Below are 18,768 nucleotides of genomic sequence, written 5' to 3'. Positions count from 1 at the left end.
GGCCTTTATACTGTGGCGCTTTTGCCTGTCATTCTCGGAAACCAGCATGGATACGATTCAACTGCGTGGAGCACGCACGCACAATCTCAAGAATATCGACCTTGATATTCCTCGAGACAAGCTCGTGGTAATAACGGGACTTTCCGGGTCTGGTAAGTCGTCTTTGGCGTTCGATACGCTCTATGCCGAGGGCCAACGACGCTATGTGGAGTCCCTCTCCACCTATGCCCGGCAGTTCCTCAGCATGATGGAAAAGCCCGACATCGACCATGTTGAGGGACTTTCGCCTGCTATTTCTATCGAGCAAAAGTCGACCTCACATAACCCTCGCTCCACCGTGGGCACCATTACCGAGATTTACGACTACCTGCGCCTGCTTTATGCCAGAGTAGGAAAACCTCACTGCCCCACGCACAAGCGCCACCTTCAAGCACAGACCGTGAGCCAAATGGTGGATACGGTATTGGCGCAGCCCGAGGGCGCTCGATTGATGCTGCTGGCGCCGGTAGTTAGGGAACGAAAGGGCGAACATCATCATGTGTTTGAAGAGCTGCGCAGCGCCGGCTTTGTTCGCGCGAGAGTGGACGGCAGTGTGCGAGACCTGGATGACCTTCCCGATCTCGATAAAAAGAAGAAGCACAGCATTGAAGTGGTCGTAGACCGCTTTAAGGTCCGAGAGGACCTTAAACAACGCCTCGCAGAATCCTTTGAAACAGCGCTGGAACTCACCGACGGTCTGGCATTGGTCGTCGATATGGACGAAGAGTCTGCGGACCTTGTGTTTTCCGCACGCTTTGCCTGTCCCGAATGTGGCCATAGCATCAACGAGCTGGAGCCACGGCTATTCTCTTTTAATAATCCGGCGGGCGCCTGCGGTAGTTGTGACGGTCTTGGCGTCAGACAATTCTTTGATCCGAGTCGCGTCGTATTGTTTCCTGAGGCAAGCCTCGCCGAAGGTGCTATTCGTGGTTGGGATCGCCGCAATGTGTACTACTTTCACATGCTCACATCTTTGGCGAGCCACTTTGGTTTCGACATCGATACACCCTTTGAAGAACTCTCTGCAAAACACCAAAAAATTATTCTCGAAGGCAGCGGCAAGGAGGAAGTCAGTTTTTCCTATGTGAACGATCGCGGCGATGTTTTTAAACGCTCTCATGCCTTCGAGGGAATCATTCCGAACATGGAGCGACGCTACCGCGATACGGAATCAAACTCTGTGCGCGAAGATCTCTCCAAGTTTCTCACGACAGCCCCCTGTGCAGAATGTGGGGGCAGCCGTCTTTGCGAAGACGCACGCCATGTTTTGGTGGACGGCAAGAATCTCCCGGAGATCACCGCATTACCCGTCGGGCAGGCCGAAGATTACTTCATCGAACTGAATCTCGCGGGACGAGATGCCGAGATCGCAGAAAAGATACTTAAGGAGATTCGCGCACGCTATCGCTTTCTGGTGGATGTAGGGCTCAACTATCTCAGCCTGGATCGCAGTGCCGAAACGCTATCGGGTGGTGAAGCCCAGCGAATACGTCTCGCCTCTCAAATCGGTGCTGGACTAGTGGGCGTTATGTACATCCTGGATGAACCGTCCATCGGTTTGCATCAACGGGACAACGAGCGCCTTTTGCGAACGCTCACGCATCTTCGAGACCTGGGCAACACGGTGTTGGTGGTAGAGCATGACGAGGACGCTATCCGCACTGCTGACTACATCATCGATATCGGGCCAGGTGCCGGAGTTCACGGAGGCACCATCGTCGCCCAGGGTGACGCTCAGGCAATCATGGACGAAGAAAGCTCTCTTACAGGAGCGTACCTGTCCGGTAAGCGCTGCATCGACATCCCCGACAAGCGCACATCCTATGACGAAGACAAGGTACTGCGTCTAAGCAAAGCCTCCGGCAACAATTTGCAAAACGTGAATCTTGAGATTCCCGTCGGGCTACTCACCTGCGTGACGGGGGTTTCCGGGTCAGGTAAGTCTACCTTGATCAATGCCACGCTCTACCCTCTCGCGGCGACAGCACTCAATGGCGCGACCACGCTTACACCCGCGGCGCACGAGGACGTAGAGGGACTGGAGCACATAGACAAGTGCATCGATATCGATCAAAGCCCTATTGGACGCACGCCGCGATCCAACCCGGCTACCTATACTGGAATCTTCACGCCGGTACGCGAGCTGTTCTCTGGCACACAGGAAGCGCGCTCCCGCGGTTACAAACCCGGACGTTTCAGTTTCAACGTAAAGGGTGGACGCTGCGAAGCCTGCCAGGGCGATGGGGTGACCAAGGTAGAAATGCACTTTCTCCCTGACATCTATGTGCCTTGCGACATTTGTAAGGGGCGTCGATACAACCGCGAAACCCTGGACATTCGCTATAAAGGTAAGAACATCCACGAAGTGCTCGATATGACGATCGAAGACGCACTGGAGTTCTTTGAGGCGGTACCCACCATCGCACGCAAGCTTCAAACCCTTATGGACGTTGGATTGAGCTACGTGCGACTGGGCCAGGCGGCCACAACCCTATCGGGAGGCGAGGCGCAGCGCGTGAAACTGTCGCGAGAACTCTCGAAACGCGACACGGGTCGAACGCTATACATCCTCGACGAGCCGACCACGGGTCTGCACTTCGAAGACATCCGCCAGCTTCTGCAAGTTCTCCACCGCCTCCGGGATCATGGCAACACCGTTGTCATCATCGAGCACAACCTGGATGTCATCAAAACCGCAGACTGGGTCGTAGATTTGGGCCCCGAAGGCGGCAGTGGTGGCGGACAGATCATCGCCACCGGTACCCCTGAAACGGTCGCCAAAAACAAGAAGTCGCATACAGGGCACTTTCTGAAGCCAATGCTTGAGAGCAAGACCGGCAAGAGTAAAGCAGCTTGATCTGCCTCGGTGTCGATACGGCTTAGCCTAAGTCCACGCCACCGTAGATCTCAGGCACAAAAAAGCCGGGTATAAACCCGGCCTCTCGTAGAACTCTAAAACGCTAGCGGCTTATTCCTCGCCAGCGTCGTCGTAGCTCTCTGGCTCTGGACGGTCTACAAGCTCGACGTAGGCCATGGGCGCCTTGTCTCCAGTACGGTAGCCGCACTTAAGGATACGAATGTAACCGCCAGGGCGCGCCTGGTAGCGTGGACCCAGCTCGGTGAAGAGCTTGCCTACTGCAGCCTTGTTACGCACGCGATCAAACGCCAGACGTCGATTTGCGACGCTGTCGTTCTTTGCCAGCGTAATCAGCGGCTCTGCATAACCACGCAGTTCCTTCGCCTTAGGCAAGGTAGTTCTAATCAGCTCGTGCTCGACCAAAGAGATCGTCATGTTGCGAAACATGGCTTTCCGGTGCGAGCTATTGCGGTTTAACTGACGTCCGCTTTGACGATGACGCATTTTTCCAATCCTTTACTCGGTGTTTCTCAACACCCTGTTGTCTTTTGTACTCTAGGCTTTTGCATTACCAAAGGAGGCCACGGCGTGGCCCCGATAATGCCTTTAAGCGCTGAGTACCTTCTCATCATTTCGCAGGCTAGCCGGCGGCCAGCTCTCAAGTCGCATACCCAGGGACAGGCCGCGTGACGCCAGCACATCCTTAATCTCGGTGAGTGACTTCTTACCCAAATTTGGTGTCTTCAGCAGTTCTACTTCGGTGCGCTGTACCAGATCACCGATGTAGTAGATGTTCTCGGCCTTGAGGCAGTTAGCAGAGCGTACCGTCAACTCAAGGTCATCGACAGGACGCAGCAAGACAGGATCAACTTCGTCTTCTGCATCGGCGGTAACCGCCTGAGTCTCGCTCTGCAGATCGACAAATACGCGTAGCTGGTCATTGAGAATCGTAGCCGCGCGGCGAATCGCCTCTTCCGGGTCGATCGTTCCGTTCGTCTCAAGATCCAGAACCAGCTTGTCGAGGTCTGTTCTCTGCTCTACACGAGCAGCCTCTACAACGTAGGAAACACGCAGTACAGGAGAGAAGGTAGCGTCCAGCTGCAAGCGGCCAATAGAACGTGTCTCTTCTTCTGGATTCTCACGGGCATCAGCGGGAGAGTAACCGCGGCCGCGAGCAATCGTAAGCTTCATGTGAACCGCTGACTTGCTGTTCAAAGTACAGATAAGGTGATCTGGGTTGCAGATCTCGATATCGTGGTCCGTTTGAATGTCAGCTGCAGTTACGGGGCCTTCGCCCTCTTTGCTCAGCACAAGCTCAGCTTCGTCCTTACCATTCATGATCAGGGCAACGCCCTTGAGGTTAAGGAGAATTTCGATCACGTCTTCCTGAACACCCTCGATAGCTGAGTACTCGTGAAGAACGCCATCAATTTCAACTTCGGTGATTGCGCAGCCGGGCATGGAGGACAAGAGGATACGACGCAGGGCATTGCCCAGCGTATGGCCAAATCCACGCTCCAGTGGCTCAAGAGTGACCTGAGCGCGCGTCTTGCTCTTCTCGGCAACATTAATCTTGCGAGGAGTCAGTAGTTCCTTAACTGATGATTGCATCTGTGGCACCTGTATATAGCTGTTCGGATCGATCTGCTCGAATTACTCGGTTTGGAGCGCCCAAGGCGCCCAGGTTTACTTCGAGTACAGTTCGACGATCAGGTTCTCGTTGATTTCCGAGGAGAGTTCCTGACGATCAGGAGCAGCTTTATAGACTGCTTCCAGCTTCTCGACATTCACATCTATCCACTCGGGCTCGCCTCGCTGAGCAGCAAGCGCCATGGCAGACTGCACACGCAGTTGCTTTTTGGCTTTCTCGCGCAGAGAGACAACATCACCGGCCTTCACTTTGTAAGAAGCGATGTTCACGACCTTGCCGTTCACCAGAATCGCCTTGTGGGCAACCAACTGACGAGACTCAGAGCGTGTGGAACCAAAACCGATGCGATAGACAACGTTATCCAGTCTGCTCTCGAGCAGCTGAAGAAGGTTTTCGCCGGTAGCGCCCTTAAGACGAGCCGCTTCTTTGTAGTAATTGCGGAACTGCTTCTCGAGTACGCCATAAATTCGACGCACCTTTTGCTTCTCACGCAACTGCACACCGTAATCGGACAGACGTCCGCGACGCGCACCGTGCTGTCCAGGAACAGACTCCGGCTTACACTTGGATTCGAGTGAACGTACGCCACTCTTTAAAAACAGGTCAGTGCCTTCGCGGCGAGCGAGCTTACACTTTGGACCAATATAACGAGCCATAATCTTGCTCCCTCTTAAACGCGACGCTTCTTAGGCGGACGACAACCATTGTGTGGGATCGGCGTCACGTCAGTGATATTGCTGATCTTATAACCACAGGCATTGAGTGCGCGGACAGCCGATTCACGACCGGGTCCGGGACCTTTTACCTGTACATCTAAATTCTGAAGACCGTACTCTTTGGCAGCTTCACCGGCGCGTTCTGCCGCAACCTGTGCTGCGAACGGCGTGCTCTTACGTGAGCCACGGAAACCTGAACCACCAGAGGTAGCCCAACTCAGGGTATTACCCTGACGGTCAGTGATAGTAATGATGGTGTTATTGAATGACGCATGAATGTGCGCAATTCCATCGGCGATGGTGCGCGTGATTTTCTTGCGCGTGCTCTTGGCACCTGGCTTAGCCATGTATCTAATCCTGCTTAATATCAACACTGCACTGCGGTGCAGCTACACTAATTAAGGATTCGCTGTTCCTTTCCGGCCTTTAGCCGGCGCGGAATTAACGGCGAATCGGTTTTCTTGGTCCCTTACGGGTGCGCGCATTGGTCTTAGTGCGCTGTCCGCGAAGCGGAAGGTTACGACGGTGGCGAAGGCCACGGTTACAACCCAGATCCATCAGTCGCTTAATGTTCATAGAGACTTCACGACGAAGATCACCTTCGACAGTCAACTCACCGACCTTATTACGCAGCACGTCCAGCTGATCTTCAGAAAGATCACCCACACGAGCGCTTTGTTCTACACCGCTGGCATCGCAAATCTGCTTTGCTTTGGTTCGCCCTACACCAAAAATATAGGTGAGGGAGATTACGGCGTGCTTATTGTCGGGTATGTTGACCCCGGCTATACGAGCCATTCACTTATCTCCGAAAAACTGTGTCCACATGTCTTGAGCGACAGCCATTGGCTGCTGCGACACGAGACTGCGAAACCCTGAAAAAAGGCGCGCGATTTTAACGATTTCGTTGCCAGAACGCAATGCCTGCAACCCTTAACCCTGTCGCTGCTTGTGTCGCGGATCGGTATTACAGATCACGCGGACAACACCCTTGCGACGAACGACCTTACAGTTTCTGCAGATCTTCTTTACTGATGCTCTTACTTTCATCTTCCTACTCCCAAACAAGACCCGTTCTTAACGAACGCGACCTGCGCTTCCATAATTCTTGAGATTGGCCTTTTTCATCACCGAGTCGTACTGGTGCGACATCATGTGACTCTGAACCTGGGCCATGAAATCCATGACTACAACAACCACGATGAGTAGCGACGTACCGCCCAGGTAAAAAGGCACGTTCCACGTCACTACCAAAAACTGAGGCAACAGACATACAAGTGCAATGTACGCTGAGCCAAATACCGTGAGACGAGTCAGCACACCATCGATGTAGTTAGCCGTTTGCTGTCCGGGACGAATACCTGGCACGAATGCCCCGGACTTCTTCAAATTGTCAGCAACTTCCTGCGGGTTGAACATCAACGCTGTGTAGAAGAAGCAGAAAAACACAATAAAAATCGTAAACAGCAAGATGTTTAAGGGCTGACCAGGGCCTATCGCTACTGCCAGGTCCTGCAACCAATCGGCTCCACCAGACTGTCCAAACCACTGCGCAATAGAGGCTGGGAACAACAAAATACTGCTCGCGAAAATAGCCGGAATCACACCTGCCATGTTGACCTTAAGAGGCAAGTGGGAGCTCTGCGCCTGATACATCTTGCGCCCCTGCTGCCGCTTGGCGTAATTCACCGTAATCCTGCGCTGCCCGCGTTCAATAAACACGATCATGTAAATGACGGCTATAGCCAAGGTCAGGATCAACAACAGCGCAAGGATATTAATCTCACCTTGACGTGCCTGCTCCAGCGACTGCCCGATAGCCGAGGGCAGACCTGCCACAATACCCGCAAAAATCAGGAGCGAGATACCGTTACCCACGCCCTTCTCAGTAATCTGCTCACCCAGCCACATCATAAAGACGGCGCCAGTCACCAAAGAAGTGATTGCAATGACGAAAAACAACAGGCCTGAGTTGTAGCTCATGCCCTGATTAGCCATACCGACAGTCATTCCTGTCGCCTGAACAATCGCCAATACGACCGTCAGATAGCGTGTGTACTGGCTTATCTTGCGTCGTCCAGCCTCACCTTCTTTCTTGAGCTGCTCCAACTGTGGAGTCACCGCAGACATCAACTGCATGATGATGGACGCAGAGATGTAGGGCATGATCCCCAGCGCGAGAATACTCATTCGCTCCAGAGCGCCACCGGAAAACATGTTCGCAAGACCCAGAATCGTGCCCTGGTTCTGGTTGAACAACGCGGCGAGCTGATTCGGATCAATGCCCGGCACAGGAATGTGCGTACCAATTCGATACACAATTATCGCGACCAATACAAAACGAAGGCGAGCAAAAAGCTCGCCCAGTCCGGCCCGGTTTGCTGAGGGTAACTCGGCCATCAGGTTCTCGTTGTCGCTCCCAAATTCCTAGTAATCGTTGCGTTTGGCTAATAAACCGAAGACTTAGTCTTCGATTTTGCCGCCCGCCTTCTCGATTGCCTCGCGGGCTCCCTTACTGACGGGAATACCTTTGAGTGTTACAGCCTTCGAGAGTTCACCCGAAAGAAACACACGGGCGCGCAATACATCGTCACGGACTACATCCGCACTCTTCAGTGCCGCGAGATCAATCACGTCACCATCGACCTTGTTCAGCTCGCCCAGACGAACTTGCGCAGTGGTACGCGCAATCCGTGATGTAAAGCCGTACTTGGGCAAACGCTTCTGGAGGGGCATCTGGCCACCCTCAAAACCAGGCGCCACTTTGCCGCCGGATCGAGACTTCTGACCTTTGTGTCCACGGCCTGCAGTCTTGCCTACGCCGCTACCGATACCACGGCCAACTCGCTTCGCTGCTTTACGCGAACCAGGCGCCGGGCTCAGGGTGTTGAGTCGCATAGTATCGCTCACGCCTGTTCCTCCACACTCAGCATATAGCTGACTTTGTTAATCATGCCGCGTACCGAGGGAGTGTCTTCCACTTCCACAGTGTGTCCGATACGACGGAGACCCAGACCCGCTACGCAAGCACGGTGATTTTTTAACCGACCATTACTGCTTTTGGTCTGAGTGACCTTAATTGTTGCCTTAGCCATGACTCGCTAATCCGTATTTTTCAAAAAAATGCTTTCGCAAATACTGTCGCAGATACTCAGCGCTTTAGCCGTAGATCTCTTCGACACTTTTACCGCGCTTGGCCGCCACTGACTCGGGCGAGGCCATATCACGCAGACCGTTAAATGTTGCTCTTACGACGTTCACAGGATTTGTGGATCCGTAGCACTTGGCCAGAACGTTGTGCACGCCAGCGATTTCCAAAACCGCACGCATCGCACCACCGGCAATAACCCCGGTACCTTCTGAAGCAGGCTGCATGTAAACCTTGGATGCGCCGTGGCGAGCCTTGATGGGGTACTGAATCGTACCGTTATCAAGATCGACCTGGATCATGTTACGACGCGCCGCTTCCATCGCTTTCTGGATAGCGACAGGCACTTCACGCGCCTTACCTCGGCCAAACCCGACGCGACCCTTGCCATCACCCACTACGGTGAGAGCCGTGAATCCAAAGATTCGGCCACCTTTGACTACTTTTGCCACACGGTTTACCTGAACCAGTTTTTCCTGGAGGTCACCGTCTTGCTGCTTCTGATCGTTAAACGCCATCGTCTATATTTCCTAGAATTCCAGTCCGCCTTCGCGCGCGGCTTCAGCCAGCGCCTTTACTCGCCCGTGGTACTTAAACCCACCGCGATCAAAAGCGACCTTTTCAACACCTGCTGCTTTCGCACGCTCCGCTAGGAGCTTGCCAACAGCCGACGCTGCATCAATATTGCCTGTTGCTCCGCTACGCAGACTGCTATCCAACGTAGAAGCACTTGCCAGAACCGTATCACCCATAGGCGCAAATACTTGCGCATAAATGTGACGTGGAGTCCGGTGTACGCTCAGACGGTGGGCACCTTTGGTGCGCATACGCTGGCGCGCCTTGCGGGCGCGACGGAGACGCGAATCGTTCTTTGCACTCATCTCGATGTCCTGTTACTTCTTCTTGGCTTCCTTACGTCGGACATGCTCGTCCGCGTAACGAATACCTTTACCCTTGTATGGCTCTGGTGGACGGACGCTGCGGATCTTCGCCGCTGCTTCGCCAACTGCCTGCTTGTCAATTCCGCTAACCACGATCTCAGTCTGAGTCGGTGTTTCTGCGCTGAGGCCTTCCGGAAGCAAGAAGTCCACAGGGTGCGAAAGTCCTACCGTCAGATTTACTGACTTACCGGAGGCTTTTGCTCGATAACCAACGCCATTTAGCACCAGCTTCTTCTGCCAACCTTCGGAAACACCTTTGACCATGTTGTTCACAAGTGCGCGCGTCGTACCCGCCATCGCCTTGGACTTATCAGTCTCGTAAGCAAAGGTAACGGTGCCGTCTTCCTGGGCAATGTTTACGCCTTCATAAAGTGACAGCGACAGGGAGCCCTTCGCGCCCTTTACCTGCACTTCACGGTCAGCAACGGTCAATTCCACACCTTTCGGTAAGGAGACTGGATTGTTTGCTACTCTGGACATACTTCGCCCTTTCTCTTTGTTTTCTGTCCGTACCCAAAAGTACCGACAAGTCTTTTAACTAACTCAGCTCGCACCCGGGTCTTTAGAAGACCGTGCAGAGCACCTCGCCACCAACACCGGCAGCGCGAGCCGCACGGTCAGTCATAACTCCGCGCGACGTTGAAACGATCGCTATACCCAAACCGCTACGGACGGTCGGCAGATCGTCCTTGTTTGAGTAGCGACGTACGCTAGGACGGCTTACGCGATCAATCTCTGCAATCACGGGCTTACCATCAAAATACTTAAGCTCCAGACGCAGGCGCGGCTTAACGCCGTCCGCGTGGGCTTCAAATCCGGCAATGTAGCCTTCTTCTTCAAGAACTTTAGCTACGGCAGCCTTGAGCTTTGAACCAGGCATATCGATGCTGGTCTTGCCGGCCATCTGCGCGTTGCGAATGCGGGTCAACATATCCGCTAGTGGGTCTTGCATACTCATGTTTCTATTCCTTCTCGGCTTCGCTTACCAGCTGGCCTTAACCAGACCGGGGACGTCACCGCGCATAGCGGCTTCACGGAGCTTGTTACGACACAGGCCAAACTTGCGGTATACGCCATGCGGCCGACCCGTGATCTGGCAGCGACGCTGCTGACGAACCGGGCTCGCATCGCGAGGTAACTTTTGTAGCGCTACCTGCGCGTCCCACTTCTCTTCATCACTGGCAGTAGTGCTAACCAGGACTGCCTTAATTTCTGCACGCTTCGCTGCATAGCGGGCGACAGTACGAGCACGCTTGTCTTCACGCGCAATCATCGACTTCTTTGCCATAACCCGAATTACCCTTTCAGCGGAAAATTGAATGCACGAAGCAAGGCACGACCTTCGTCGTCCGTACGTGCAGTCGTTGTGATTGTGATATCCATACCGCGGAGACTATCGACTTCGTCGTAGTTGATCTCCGGGAAGATAATCTGCTCAGTGACACCCATGGCAAAGTTGCCACGACCGTCAAAGGACTTCGGGCTGATGCCCCGGAAATCCCGAATACGGGGAATGGCGATACTCACCAGACGCTCGAGGAACTCGTACATTCGCTCACTGCGCAAGGTCACTTTGCAACCGATGGGCCAACCATCGCGGATCTTGAATCCGGCGATAGAACGACGAGCCAAAGTGACTACCGGCTTCTGACCTGCAATCTTGGTCATGTCAGAGAGTGCGCTCTCCATTACCTTTTTGTCGCCTACAGCTTCACCCACACCCATATTGAGGGTGATTTTGGTAATTCGGGGCACTTCCATCACGTTATCCAAGCCCAGTTCTTCCTGGAGCTTTGCCGCGAGTTCGTCCCGGTACTTGTCTTTCAAGGTTGCCATCTGTATGTACCTGTTCCTTGCCCTTAGGCGTCTAGGGCCGCGCCACTAGACTTGTAAATTCTGACCTTCTTACCATCGACCACGCTAAAGCCCACGCGATCTGCCTTGCTGGTCTCGGGGTTAAAGATTGCAATGTTAGACACCTGAATAGCGGCTTCGCGCTCAACGATACCGCCCTGCACGCCCGCCTGAGGGTTAGGCTTGGTGTGCTTCTTAATCATGTTGACGCCAGTCACGATGACGCGGCTTTCGTCCACGATCTTACGTACTTTGCCGCGCTTGCCCTTGTCTTTCCCAGCCAGCACGATTACTTCATCGTCACATTTAATCTTTAACATTGCTCTCTACTCTTAAATCTACGGCACGGCGATCCGATGGATTGCCCGCCTTTAGATTACTTCCGGTGCTAGGGAAATAATCTTCATAAATTTCTCACCACGAAGCTCACGAGTCACCGGTCCAAAAATACGTGTACCGATAGGAGCTTCCTGATTGTTCAAAAGAACGGCTGCGTTATCGTCAAACTTGATCAACGACCCGTCGGGACGACGCACGCCTTTCTTGGTGCGCACGACCACAGCGGTCATAACCTGGCCCTTCTTGACCTTTCCGCGAGGAATGGCCTCTTTTACGGTTACCTTGATGAGGTCACCAACGCGCGCATAACGACGCTTGGAGCCACCGAGTACCTTAATGCACATAACGCGGCGTGCACCGCTGTTATCTGCTACTTCCAAATAAGATTCTGTCTGGATCATTGCGCAACGCTCTCCCCTTTCTCTACAACCTCAACGAGGTTCCAGGTCTTGCTTTTAGAGATTGGACGAGTTTCAGCAACAGTCACCAGATCGCCTACGCCGCACTGGTTATCAGCATCATGCGCGTGCACTTTAGATGACCGAGTCATGTACTTACCGTACATGGGGTGACGAACGCGACGCTCGATAAGCACAGTGATGGTCTTATCCATCTTGTTGCTTACTACTCGACCGGTTACGGTCCGGGTTCTTTTCTCAGCTGACATCGCTATTCACCTGCCTTTTCGTGCAACACGGTTTTAACCCGCGCGATGTCGCGCTGGTTGGCCTGCAGGAGGTGAGTCTGGCTCAGTTGGCCAGTCGCCTTTTGCATACGCAGCTTGAACTGCTCCTCGCGGAGCGCCAGCAGCTGCTCGACTAATTGTTCTGCGCTTTGCTCGCGCAATTCGCTGCCTTTCATCACATCACCGATCTTTTAACAAACGCGGTAGCAACCGGAATTTTGGCTGAGGCAAGCTCAAAAGCTTCGCGAGCCAACTCTTCCGACACACCCTGTACTTCATAAAGCACCTTGCCAGGCTGAACCTGAGCAACCCAGTACTCTACGTTACCCTTACCTTTACCCTGTCGAACTTCCAACGGCTTGCCAGTAATTGGCTTGTCCGGGAACACACGAATCCATATCTTTCCGCCACGCTTGATGTGACGAGTCATGGCGCGACGAGCGGCTTCGATCTGACGCGCTGTAATACGCCCACGACCGGTAGCCTTCAGCCCGAACTCGCCAAAGCTGACTTTGCTACCACGATGCGCAAGACCGCGGTTACGGCCCTTCATCGCCTTGCGAAACTTTGTACGTTTTGGTTGCAGCATTCTTCTAAACCCTTAGCTTTTTTGGCCGCTTAGCTGGCCGCTGCCTTACGGCCGTTATCAGCCTCATCAGCACCTAGCACCTCACCCTTGAAGATCCAGACCTTCACGCCCAGAATTCCGTAAGTGGTTGCTGCCTCATATGTTGCGTAATCAATATCAGCACGCAGCGTGTGCAAAGGGACACGACCCTCGCGGTACCACTCGGTGCGTGCAATCTCTGCTCCACCCAAACGGCCGCCGACCTGAACCTTGATACCTTCCGCACCCTGGCGCATAGCATTTTGAACCACGCGCTTCATCGCTCGACGAAACATCACTCGTCGCTCGAGCTGCTGAGCCACGTTCTGTGCTACCAAGCGAGCATCCAGATCGGGCTTGCGAATCTCTTCAATATTGATGTGCACGGGCACACCCATCTTCTCAGTCAAAATCTTGCGAAGCTTATCGACGTCTTCGCCTTTTTTACCGATCACAATGCCTGGACGAGCAGTGTGAATCGTAATGCGTGCTGTCTGAGCTGGGCGCTCAATGACAACCCGGCTTACGGACGCGTTATCCAGCTTCTTCTCAATAAAGGCGCGAACGCTCAGATCGGTAACCAGCTGCTTTGCATAGTTTTTACGATCCGCATACCAAACCGAAGTGTGGTCCTTGACGATGCCAAGGCGGATGCCCGTGGGATGTACTTTCTGACCCATGTGGTCCTCTCCTGATCCTTTAGCTTTCGCCGTCGGCGACTTTTACAGTGATATGACAGCTGCGCTTAAAAATACGATCTGCGCGGCCCTTTGCTCGCGGACGCAAGCGCTTCATCGTCATGCCTTCGTCTACGAAAACGGTTGAAACCTTCAACTCGTCGACGTCAGCACCTTCGTTGTTCTCAGCATTTGCAATAGCGGAGTTCAGCACCTTGCGAACAATGTGTGCTGCCTTCTTATTGCTGTACTCCAGCACAGACAAGGCTTCTTCTACGGGCTTTCCCCGCACCTGGTCTGCAACCAGCCGCGCTTTCTGCGCGGAGATGCGTGCACCTTTTAATCTAGCTGAAACTTCCATCAATCCGATTCCTATTCCCGGCCAGCGCTTAGCGCTTCGCCTTCTTGTCCACAACGTGGCCCTTGAAAGTACGCGTCACCGCGAACTCACCAAGCTTGTGGCCTACCATGTCCTCGTTAACCAGCACAGGCACGTGTTGACGCCCGTTGTGCACGGCAATAGTCAATCCGACCATATCCGGAGATACCATGGAGCGACGCGACCAGGTCTTGATAGGTCGACGATCGTTAGCCTCCAATGCGGTCTCAACCTTCTTCAGAAGGTGCAGATCGATAAACGGGCCTTTCTTTAATGAACGTGGCACTGTTTTGTTCCTCTAATCCTGTTCGTCCAATCCCAAAGGGCGCCGGCGTTACTTCTTGCGCCGACGACGCACGATGAGATCATCGGTACGCTTATTCTTGCGGGTCTTGTAACCCTTGGTCGGTGTGCCCCAGGGGCTAACCGGATGTCGGCCACCAGAAGTACGACCTTCACCACCACCATGTGGGTGATCAACTGGGTTCATGGCAACACCACGTACCGTTGGTCTAACGCCACGCCAGCGAGCAGCACCCGCTTTACCAAGCTTGCGCAGGCTGTGCTCAGAGTTAGACACTTCACCCAGTGTTGCCCGGCAGTCGGACAACACCTTACGCATCTCACCTGAACGCAGCCGGATCGTCGCGTAACGACCCTCGCGAGCTGCAAGCTGCACGGAAGCACCGGCAGATCGCGCAATCTGCGCACCCTTGCCCGGCTTCAACTCAACCGCGTGCACAACAGAGCCCACGGGAATGTTGCGCAAAGGCAGGCAGTTACCCGCCTTAATTGGTGCAGCAGAACCTGATTGCACGGCATCACCCGCCTTCAGGCCCTTTGGAGCGATGATGTAACGACGCTCCCCATCGGCGAACAACAACAGAGCGATGTGCGCTGTGCGATTCGGGTCATACTCAATACGCTCAACCTTCGCGGGGATCGCATCTTTATTGCGCTTAAAGTCGATAACCCGGTAGTGCTGCTTGTGCCCACCGCCTACGTGACGTGTGGTAATACGTCCGTTGTTGTTTCGACCGCCATTGCGCGACTGCTTCTCAAGAAGCGGCGCATAGGGTGCACCTTTATGCAGCTCCTGATTAACGACGCGAACCTGGTGACGGCGGCCCGCTGACGTCGGCTTACTCTTTGCAATTGCCATTTGTCCGCTCTCCCTTACTCAGCTGCCGCGAAGTCAATGTCCTGCCCTTGGGCAATACGAACATAGGCTTTCTTCCAGGTTGGCTTAGTGCTAAACCCGTAACGGTTACGCTTCATCTTGCCCTTGACCTTGAGGGTTTGGACATCTTCGACGCTCACTTTAAAAAGCTGCTCCACGGACTTGCGGATCTCGCTCTTAGTTGCGTCAAGTGCGACTTTAAATACGTACTGATTATTGGCATCGGCAACAATTGCTGCCTTTTCCGACACATGCGGGCCCATCAGCACCTGAAATACGCGCTCACGGTTCATGCCAGCATCTCCTCAATCTTCTTAACAGCGTCTACCGTCACCATGACTTTGTCGTGGGCCAGCAGACTTACGGGATCGATAGCCTGCACATCGCGGACATCGACCTTTTGCAGATTGCGTGACGCCAGATACAAGTTCTCGTTCACTTGATCGGCAATCAAAAGCGCACTGTTCACGCCGTAGCCATCTAACTGATTGACTAACAGCTTAGTCTTGGGCGCATCCAGATCGAGGGTCTCTACAACCACCAAACGATCCTGACGAGCCAGCTCAGACATGATTGTCTTGAGCGCAGCGCGGTACATCTTGCGATTTACCTTTACGCTGTGATCCTGGGGACGAGCTGCGAAGGTTACGCCACCGCTGCGCCAGATCGGCGATCGGATCGTACCCGCACGAGCACGGCCCGTACCCTTCTGGCGCCAGGGCTTCTTACCACCGCCGCTGACATCAGAACGCGTCTTCTGCGCCCGTGTACCCTGACGGGCACCGGCAAGAAAAGACGTCACAACCTGGTGTACCAGGTCTTCGTTGTACTCGCGCGCGAAGTTAGCATCTGACACAGAAACCGTGCCTGCTGACTCATTCCCGGGCTTTAATATACTCAGTTCCACCTAAATTCCTCCCGCGCTCAGCCTTTAACGGCCGGACGTACAACAACGTCCCCACCGGGTGCACCAGGTACAGCACCTTTAATCAGGAGCAGATTGCGCTCTGCATCTACACGCACGATCTCAAGACCCTGCACCGTTACATTTGCGTTGCCCATCTGACCCGACATCTTCTTTCCTTTGAAGACGCGGCCAGGAGTCTGACACTGGCCGATGGAGCCAGGCGCACGGTGCGACAATGAGTTACCGTGGGTAGCATCCTGCATGCTGAAGTTCCAACGCTTAATAACGCCCTGGAAGCCTTTACCCTTGGATTTACCAGCAACGTCCACTTTCTGGCCTTCTTCGAAGCGCTCGACGGTCAGCTCAGAGCCAACCTCAAACCCTTCTTCTTCGGCAGACAAACGGAATTCCCACAGACCACGACCAGCTTCAACACCGGCCTTGGCGAAGAGACCCGCCTCGGACTTGCTTACTTTGGCGGCCTTTCGGCTACCCGCAGTTACTTGAATCGAACGATAGCCGTGGCTGTCGTTTTCTTTGATTTGAGTAACGCGGTTTGGAGAAACCTCCACTACGGTTACTGGAATAGATGCGCCATCTTCAGTAAAGACGCGCGTCATGCCGGACTTCCGGCCGACTAAGCCAATAGTCATTTTACCAACCTCACAGTGTACGGGGCTCTCACCCTCTATGGCCGCCCGTTCCTTCACCATGAAGGCTTGGGCGTTACACACTCCGCGCCGCTAATCAGTGGCCGGAGCAGGTCTTGCTACGAATTGTCGTTAACCAAGACTGATTTGTACTTCCACGCCCGCCGCTAGGTCGAGCTTCATCAATGCGTCAACGGTCTTCTCTGTTGGCTCAATGATGTCTAGTAGACGCTTGTGGGTACGAATCTCGTACTGATCACGGGCATCCTTATTTACGTGCGGTGATACCAGCACGGTGTATCGTTCTTTGCGCGTTGGCAGAGGAATAGGTCCTCGTACCTGTGCGCCGGTTCGCCGAGCTGTTTCAACGATTTCCTGAGTCGATGTATCGATCAGGCGGTGGTCAAAAGCTTTCAGGCGAATACGTATGCGTTGATTCTGCACGCGATCAGTCTCCAATCTTTTCAAAAAACCAGAGCCCCGCGGTGGGGACCCCGACAAATGGAGGGCGAATTCTAGGTATGAGTACCCCAACTGTCAAGGAATATTCTGTGAAATATCGACAGCCACGCGTACCCTGGGCTTACAGTCGACTGAGCGATGGTGAACAGCGCGCCGAGGCAGATACCGGACGCCCAGGGAACCATTAAGGGAATAGAGTCACTGGGCGCTAAACCGCGCAATCAATGCAATGTGTAGCCTCTGGCCTAGCCTTGAGCCGATCGGCCGCGATAGCCTGTCCGCACTGGATGCAAATCCCGTAGTTCCCCTCCTCCAGTCTTTGAAGAGCGGACTTCATGGCGGCAATCGCCTCTCGCGTCTCGACGCCGATGGCGTCCACCACCTCATCGTTCTCCCGCTCTTGGGCCTGCTCCGCGGAATCAGAAGAATGCTCCTGTGCGGCATCACGCTTGAGACTTTCCAGACGCCCCTCCAGCTCTCGCAGCCGAGACTCGAGATCCTCCTTTTGAGCGGATGTTTCGGCTGACATCAATGCGCCTTTTGGGTCAGCATATGATAGAGCTCGTCCTTCAGATGCAGTCGCTTCAGTTTTGCGTCTTCTTCAGTCCGCGTCGTGACGGGCGTTACCTCGGCCTCCATGTTCTCGATCTCTCGAGTCAGCTCGTGATAACGATCGAAGAGCTTCCTAAAGTGCGTATTGCTGGTCTTGAGTTCATGGATACGATCCTTGAGCTCTGGAAATTCATGAATCAAGTCGTGATGTATTACGGGCATTTCAAACTCCTTATTAGGGACCGGCAAGATACAACAGGCCCCATCAGCTAGTGGATTCGTCGCAGTGTGGGTTCAGCTTACCGTGCACCTTTAGTCCCACACCATGACCTGTGTCATGATCAGGGCAGGATTAATTGTGGATTGTCAGCATCAGGCTGCCGATTCTTAAGGAGGCTAGCTATATGGAACGCTCTCACTCAGTGGTAATGGGTTACCTGCTTTGGATCTTTGGATTCATGGGCGCCCATCGCTTCTATTACGGGCGCCCTATCACGGGGACCATCTGGTTTTTCACCTTTGGCCTCTTCTTTATCGGCTGGATAATCGATCTACTGCTGATACCCGGCATGAATGATGATGCGGATAGACGCTACTTTGAAGGCGACGTCGATTACAACATCGCGTGGATTCTGCTGACATTCCTGGGCGCCTTTGGTATCCACCGCTTCTATATGGGTAAGGTCTTTACCGGCCTTCTGTATCTATTCACCGTCGGCCTCTTTGGCCTCGGGATCCTTTACGACTACTGGACGCTCAATGAGCAGATCGATGAGATCAACGAGTGAGTCTCAGAACGCTAGCATCAATCGCGAGTCTCTGAACCACTACTGCGCTCGCTGCTAAACGGCAGGCACAAAAAACCCAGCTAACTAGCTGGGTTCTTCGTTACTACGCTCCGCGAATCTCGCCGGTATTACTACGCTCGCTGCTTGCGCTCTGACGCTCGCTTCGCAACACCGCCGAGACCCGCTCGGGTCGTGCCTAAGGCTTGTGCCGGTGTGCCTGTTTCGCAGCAATCAGGAGCGCAAAGCGCGACGCGAAGAAACAGGTGCAGCGGTGCAAGCCGAAGTATCTACCCTCGCCTTACTCGATGATCTTAGCGACAACTCCAGCACCTACAG

At 53.9% G+C, this 18,768-nt stretch carries 32 protein-coding genes; 2 read left to right on the top strand and 30 right to left on the bottom strand.

Annotated features, from left to right (window positions below; genetic code table 11):
- Positions 1 to 46 precede the first annotated feature (46 nt).
- Complete coding sequence (gene uvrA, locus ACTG39_RS06145) at positions 47 to 2,896, top strand: excinuclease ABC subunit UvrA (protein WP_439106653.1); 2,850 nt, start codon at positions 47 to 49, stop codon at positions 2,894 to 2,896.
- Between the two features lie 111 nt (positions 2,897 to 3,007).
- On the opposite strand, the gene rplQ is transcribed toward uvrA, so the two are convergent.
- The 30 genes from rplQ to ACTG39_RS05995 all read right to left on the bottom strand — a co-directional run bounded on the left by rplQ (position 3,008) and on the right by ACTG39_RS05995 (position 17,866).
- On the bottom strand, positions 3,008 to 3,400 hold the full coding sequence (gene rplQ, locus ACTG39_RS06140; RefSeq protein WP_023659968.1) for a 50S ribosomal protein L17: 393 nt from the start codon (positions 3,398 to 3,400) through the stop codon (positions 3,008 to 3,010).
- A 102-nt stretch (positions 3,401 to 3,502) separates the two neighbouring features.
- On the bottom strand, positions 3,503 to 4,507 hold the full coding sequence (locus ACTG39_RS06135; protein WP_439106652.1) for a DNA-directed RNA polymerase subunit alpha: 1,005 nt from the start codon (positions 4,505 to 4,507) through the stop codon (positions 3,503 to 3,505).
- 75 nt (positions 4,508 to 4,582) lie between these two features.
- On the bottom strand, positions 4,583 to 5,203 hold the full coding sequence (gene rpsD / locus ACTG39_RS06130) for a 30S ribosomal protein S4 (protein ID WP_405273201.1): 621 nt from the start codon (positions 5,201 to 5,203) through the stop codon (positions 4,583 to 4,585).
- A 14-nt stretch (positions 5,204 to 5,217) separates the two neighbouring features.
- Positions 5,218 to 5,610 (bottom strand): 30S ribosomal protein S11, encoded by a 393-nt coding sequence (rpsK, locus tag ACTG39_RS06125; RefSeq protein WP_008292587.1) that lies wholly within the window; start codon positions 5,608 to 5,610, stop codon positions 5,218 to 5,220.
- 94 nt (positions 5,611 to 5,704) lie between these two features.
- Positions 5,705 to 6,061, bottom strand: a complete 357-nt coding sequence (gene rpsM / locus ACTG39_RS06120) for a 30S ribosomal protein S13 (RefSeq protein WP_439106650.1) — start codon at positions 6,059 to 6,061, stop codon at positions 5,705 to 5,707.
- A gap of 135 nt (positions 6,062 to 6,196) precedes the next feature.
- Positions 6,197 to 6,313, bottom strand: a complete 117-nt coding sequence (rpmJ, locus tag ACTG39_RS06115) for a 50S ribosomal protein L36 (RefSeq protein ID WP_075998814.1) — start codon at positions 6,311 to 6,313, stop codon at positions 6,197 to 6,199.
- Positions 6,314 to 6,340: 27 nt separating this feature from the next.
- Positions 6,341 to 7,663, bottom strand: coding sequence for a preprotein translocase subunit SecY (secY, locus tag ACTG39_RS06110; protein ID WP_439106649.1), 1,323 nt, complete (start codon positions 7,661 to 7,663; stop codon positions 6,341 to 6,343).
- Positions 7,664 to 7,726: 63 nt separating this feature from the next.
- Complete coding sequence (gene rplO / locus ACTG39_RS06105) at positions 7,727 to 8,161, bottom strand: 50S ribosomal protein L15 (RefSeq protein WP_439106724.1); 435 nt, start codon at positions 8,159 to 8,161, stop codon at positions 7,727 to 7,729.
- Positions 8,162 to 8,169: 8 nt separating this feature from the next.
- Entirely contained in the window at positions 8,170 to 8,358 is a 189-nt protein-coding gene (rpmD, locus tag ACTG39_RS06100) for a 50S ribosomal protein L30 (RefSeq protein WP_439106648.1), read from the bottom strand.
- A gap of 64 nt (positions 8,359 to 8,422) precedes the next feature.
- Positions 8,423 to 8,929, bottom strand: a complete 507-nt coding sequence (gene rpsE, locus ACTG39_RS06095) for a 30S ribosomal protein S5 (protein WP_008292592.1) — start codon at positions 8,927 to 8,929, stop codon at positions 8,423 to 8,425.
- 12 nt (positions 8,930 to 8,941) lie between these two features.
- Positions 8,942 to 9,292 carry a 50S ribosomal protein L18 gene (gene rplR, locus ACTG39_RS06090; protein ID WP_439106647.1) on the bottom strand — a complete coding sequence of 117 codons (351 nt, stop codon included), beginning with the start codon at positions 9,290 to 9,292 and terminating at the stop codon, positions 8,942 to 8,944.
- A gap of 12 nt (positions 9,293 to 9,304) precedes the next feature.
- Entirely contained in the window at positions 9,305 to 9,832 is a 528-nt protein-coding gene (gene rplF / locus ACTG39_RS06085; RefSeq protein ID WP_439106646.1) for a 50S ribosomal protein L6, read from the bottom strand.
- Positions 9,833 to 9,914: 82 nt separating this feature from the next.
- Positions 9,915 to 10,310, bottom strand: coding sequence for a 30S ribosomal protein S8 (rpsH, locus tag ACTG39_RS06080; protein ID WP_439106645.1), 396 nt, complete (start codon positions 10,308 to 10,310; stop codon positions 9,915 to 9,917).
- A 24-nt stretch (positions 10,311 to 10,334) separates the two neighbouring features.
- The gene (gene rpsN, locus ACTG39_RS06075) at positions 10,335 to 10,640 is read right to left on the bottom strand and encodes a 30S ribosomal protein S14 (RefSeq protein ID WP_439106644.1); all 306 of its coding nucleotides are present in this window, start codon (positions 10,638 to 10,640) and stop codon (positions 10,335 to 10,337) included.
- A gap of 8 nt (positions 10,641 to 10,648) precedes the next feature.
- The gene (gene rplE, locus ACTG39_RS06070) at positions 10,649 to 11,188 is read right to left on the bottom strand and encodes a 50S ribosomal protein L5 (protein ID WP_439106643.1); all 540 of its coding nucleotides are present in this window, start codon (positions 11,186 to 11,188) and stop codon (positions 10,649 to 10,651) included.
- 23 nt (positions 11,189 to 11,211) lie between these two features.
- Positions 11,212 to 11,526 carry a 50S ribosomal protein L24 gene (gene rplX / locus ACTG39_RS06065; protein WP_439106642.1) on the bottom strand — a complete coding sequence of 105 codons (315 nt, stop codon included), beginning with the start codon at positions 11,524 to 11,526 and terminating at the stop codon, positions 11,212 to 11,214.
- 51 nt (positions 11,527 to 11,577) lie between these two features.
- Positions 11,578 to 11,946, bottom strand: coding sequence for a 50S ribosomal protein L14 (rplN, locus tag ACTG39_RS06060; protein ID WP_008292599.1), 369 nt, complete (start codon positions 11,944 to 11,946; stop codon positions 11,578 to 11,580).
- Complete coding sequence (gene rpsQ / locus ACTG39_RS06055; protein WP_439106641.1) at positions 11,943 to 12,212, bottom strand: 30S ribosomal protein S17; 270 nt, start codon at positions 12,210 to 12,212, stop codon at positions 11,943 to 11,945. The genes rplN and rpsQ overlap by 4 nt, the downstream gene beginning before the upstream one ends.
- A gap of 2 nt (positions 12,213 to 12,214) precedes the next feature.
- Positions 12,215 to 12,406, bottom strand: a complete 192-nt coding sequence (gene rpmC, locus ACTG39_RS06050; protein WP_439106640.1) for a 50S ribosomal protein L29 — start codon at positions 12,404 to 12,406, stop codon at positions 12,215 to 12,217.
- Complete coding sequence (rplP, locus tag ACTG39_RS06045; RefSeq protein WP_407327386.1) at positions 12,406 to 12,819, bottom strand: 50S ribosomal protein L16; 414 nt, start codon at positions 12,817 to 12,819, stop codon at positions 12,406 to 12,408. Before rplP ends, rpmC begins: the two co-directional genes overlap by 1 nt.
- A 29-nt stretch (positions 12,820 to 12,848) precedes the next feature.
- A complete protein-coding gene (gene rpsC, locus ACTG39_RS06040) occupies positions 12,849 to 13,517 on the bottom strand; it encodes a 30S ribosomal protein S3 (RefSeq protein ID WP_439106639.1) in 669 nt (222 codons plus the stop codon).
- Between the two features lie 19 nt (positions 13,518 to 13,536).
- Complete coding sequence (gene rplV, locus ACTG39_RS06035) at positions 13,537 to 13,875, bottom strand: 50S ribosomal protein L22 (RefSeq protein ID WP_008292606.1); 339 nt, start codon at positions 13,873 to 13,875, stop codon at positions 13,537 to 13,539.
- A 28-nt stretch (positions 13,876 to 13,903) separates the two neighbouring features.
- Complete coding sequence (gene rpsS, locus ACTG39_RS06030; RefSeq protein ID WP_407327388.1) at positions 13,904 to 14,179, bottom strand: 30S ribosomal protein S19; 276 nt, start codon at positions 14,177 to 14,179, stop codon at positions 13,904 to 13,906.
- Positions 14,180 to 14,227: 48 nt separating this feature from the next.
- Complete coding sequence (rplB, locus tag ACTG39_RS06025) at positions 14,228 to 15,055, bottom strand: 50S ribosomal protein L2 (protein WP_405273173.1); 828 nt, start codon at positions 15,053 to 15,055, stop codon at positions 14,228 to 14,230.
- A 14-nt stretch (positions 15,056 to 15,069) separates the two neighbouring features.
- Positions 15,070 to 15,366, bottom strand: a complete 297-nt coding sequence (gene rplW / locus ACTG39_RS06020; protein WP_405273172.1) for a 50S ribosomal protein L23 — start codon at positions 15,364 to 15,366, stop codon at positions 15,070 to 15,072.
- A complete protein-coding gene (gene rplD, locus ACTG39_RS06015; protein WP_439106638.1) occupies positions 15,363 to 15,980 on the bottom strand; it encodes a 50S ribosomal protein L4 in 618 nt (205 codons plus the stop codon). The genes rplW and rplD overlap by 4 nt, the downstream gene beginning before the upstream one ends.
- Positions 15,981 to 15,997: 17 nt before the next feature.
- Positions 15,998 to 16,633: a 50S ribosomal protein L3 gene (gene rplC, locus ACTG39_RS06010; protein WP_439106637.1), complete on the bottom strand. Its 636-nt coding sequence runs from the start codon at positions 16,631 to 16,633 to the stop codon at positions 15,998 to 16,000.
- Between the two features lie 129 nt (positions 16,634 to 16,762).
- The gene (rpsJ, locus tag ACTG39_RS06005; RefSeq protein ID WP_008292615.1) at positions 16,763 to 17,074 is read right to left on the bottom strand and encodes a 30S ribosomal protein S10; all 312 of its coding nucleotides are present in this window, start codon (positions 17,072 to 17,074) and stop codon (positions 16,763 to 16,765) included.
- Between the two features lie 226 nt (positions 17,075 to 17,300).
- Positions 17,301 to 17,621 carry a TraR/DksA family transcriptional regulator gene (locus tag ACTG39_RS06000; RefSeq protein WP_439106636.1) on the bottom strand — a complete coding sequence of 107 codons (321 nt, stop codon included), beginning with the start codon at positions 17,619 to 17,621 and terminating at the stop codon, positions 17,301 to 17,303.
- Complete coding sequence (locus ACTG39_RS05995) at positions 17,621 to 17,866, bottom strand: YdcH family protein (protein WP_439106635.1); 246 nt, start codon at positions 17,864 to 17,866, stop codon at positions 17,621 to 17,623. Before ACTG39_RS05995 ends, ACTG39_RS06000 begins: the two co-directional genes overlap by 1 nt.
- 182 nt (positions 17,867 to 18,048) lie before the next feature.
- Here ACTG39_RS05995 and ACTG39_RS05990 point away from each other — a divergent pair, with 182 nt between their 5' ends.
- Positions 18,049 to 18,432 carry an NINE protein gene (locus ACTG39_RS05990; RefSeq protein WP_439106634.1) on the top strand — a complete coding sequence of 128 codons (384 nt, stop codon included), beginning with the start codon at positions 18,049 to 18,051 and terminating at the stop codon, positions 18,430 to 18,432.
- Positions 18,433 to 18,768 lie beyond the last annotated feature (336 nt).

The sequence above is a fragment of the Congregibacter sp. genome, from assembly GCF_965662665.1.
Classification (GTDB): Bacteria; Pseudomonadota; Gammaproteobacteria; order Pseudomonadales; family Halieaceae; genus Congregibacter.
This window is presented reverse-complemented; position numbering and strand designations above follow the sequence as displayed.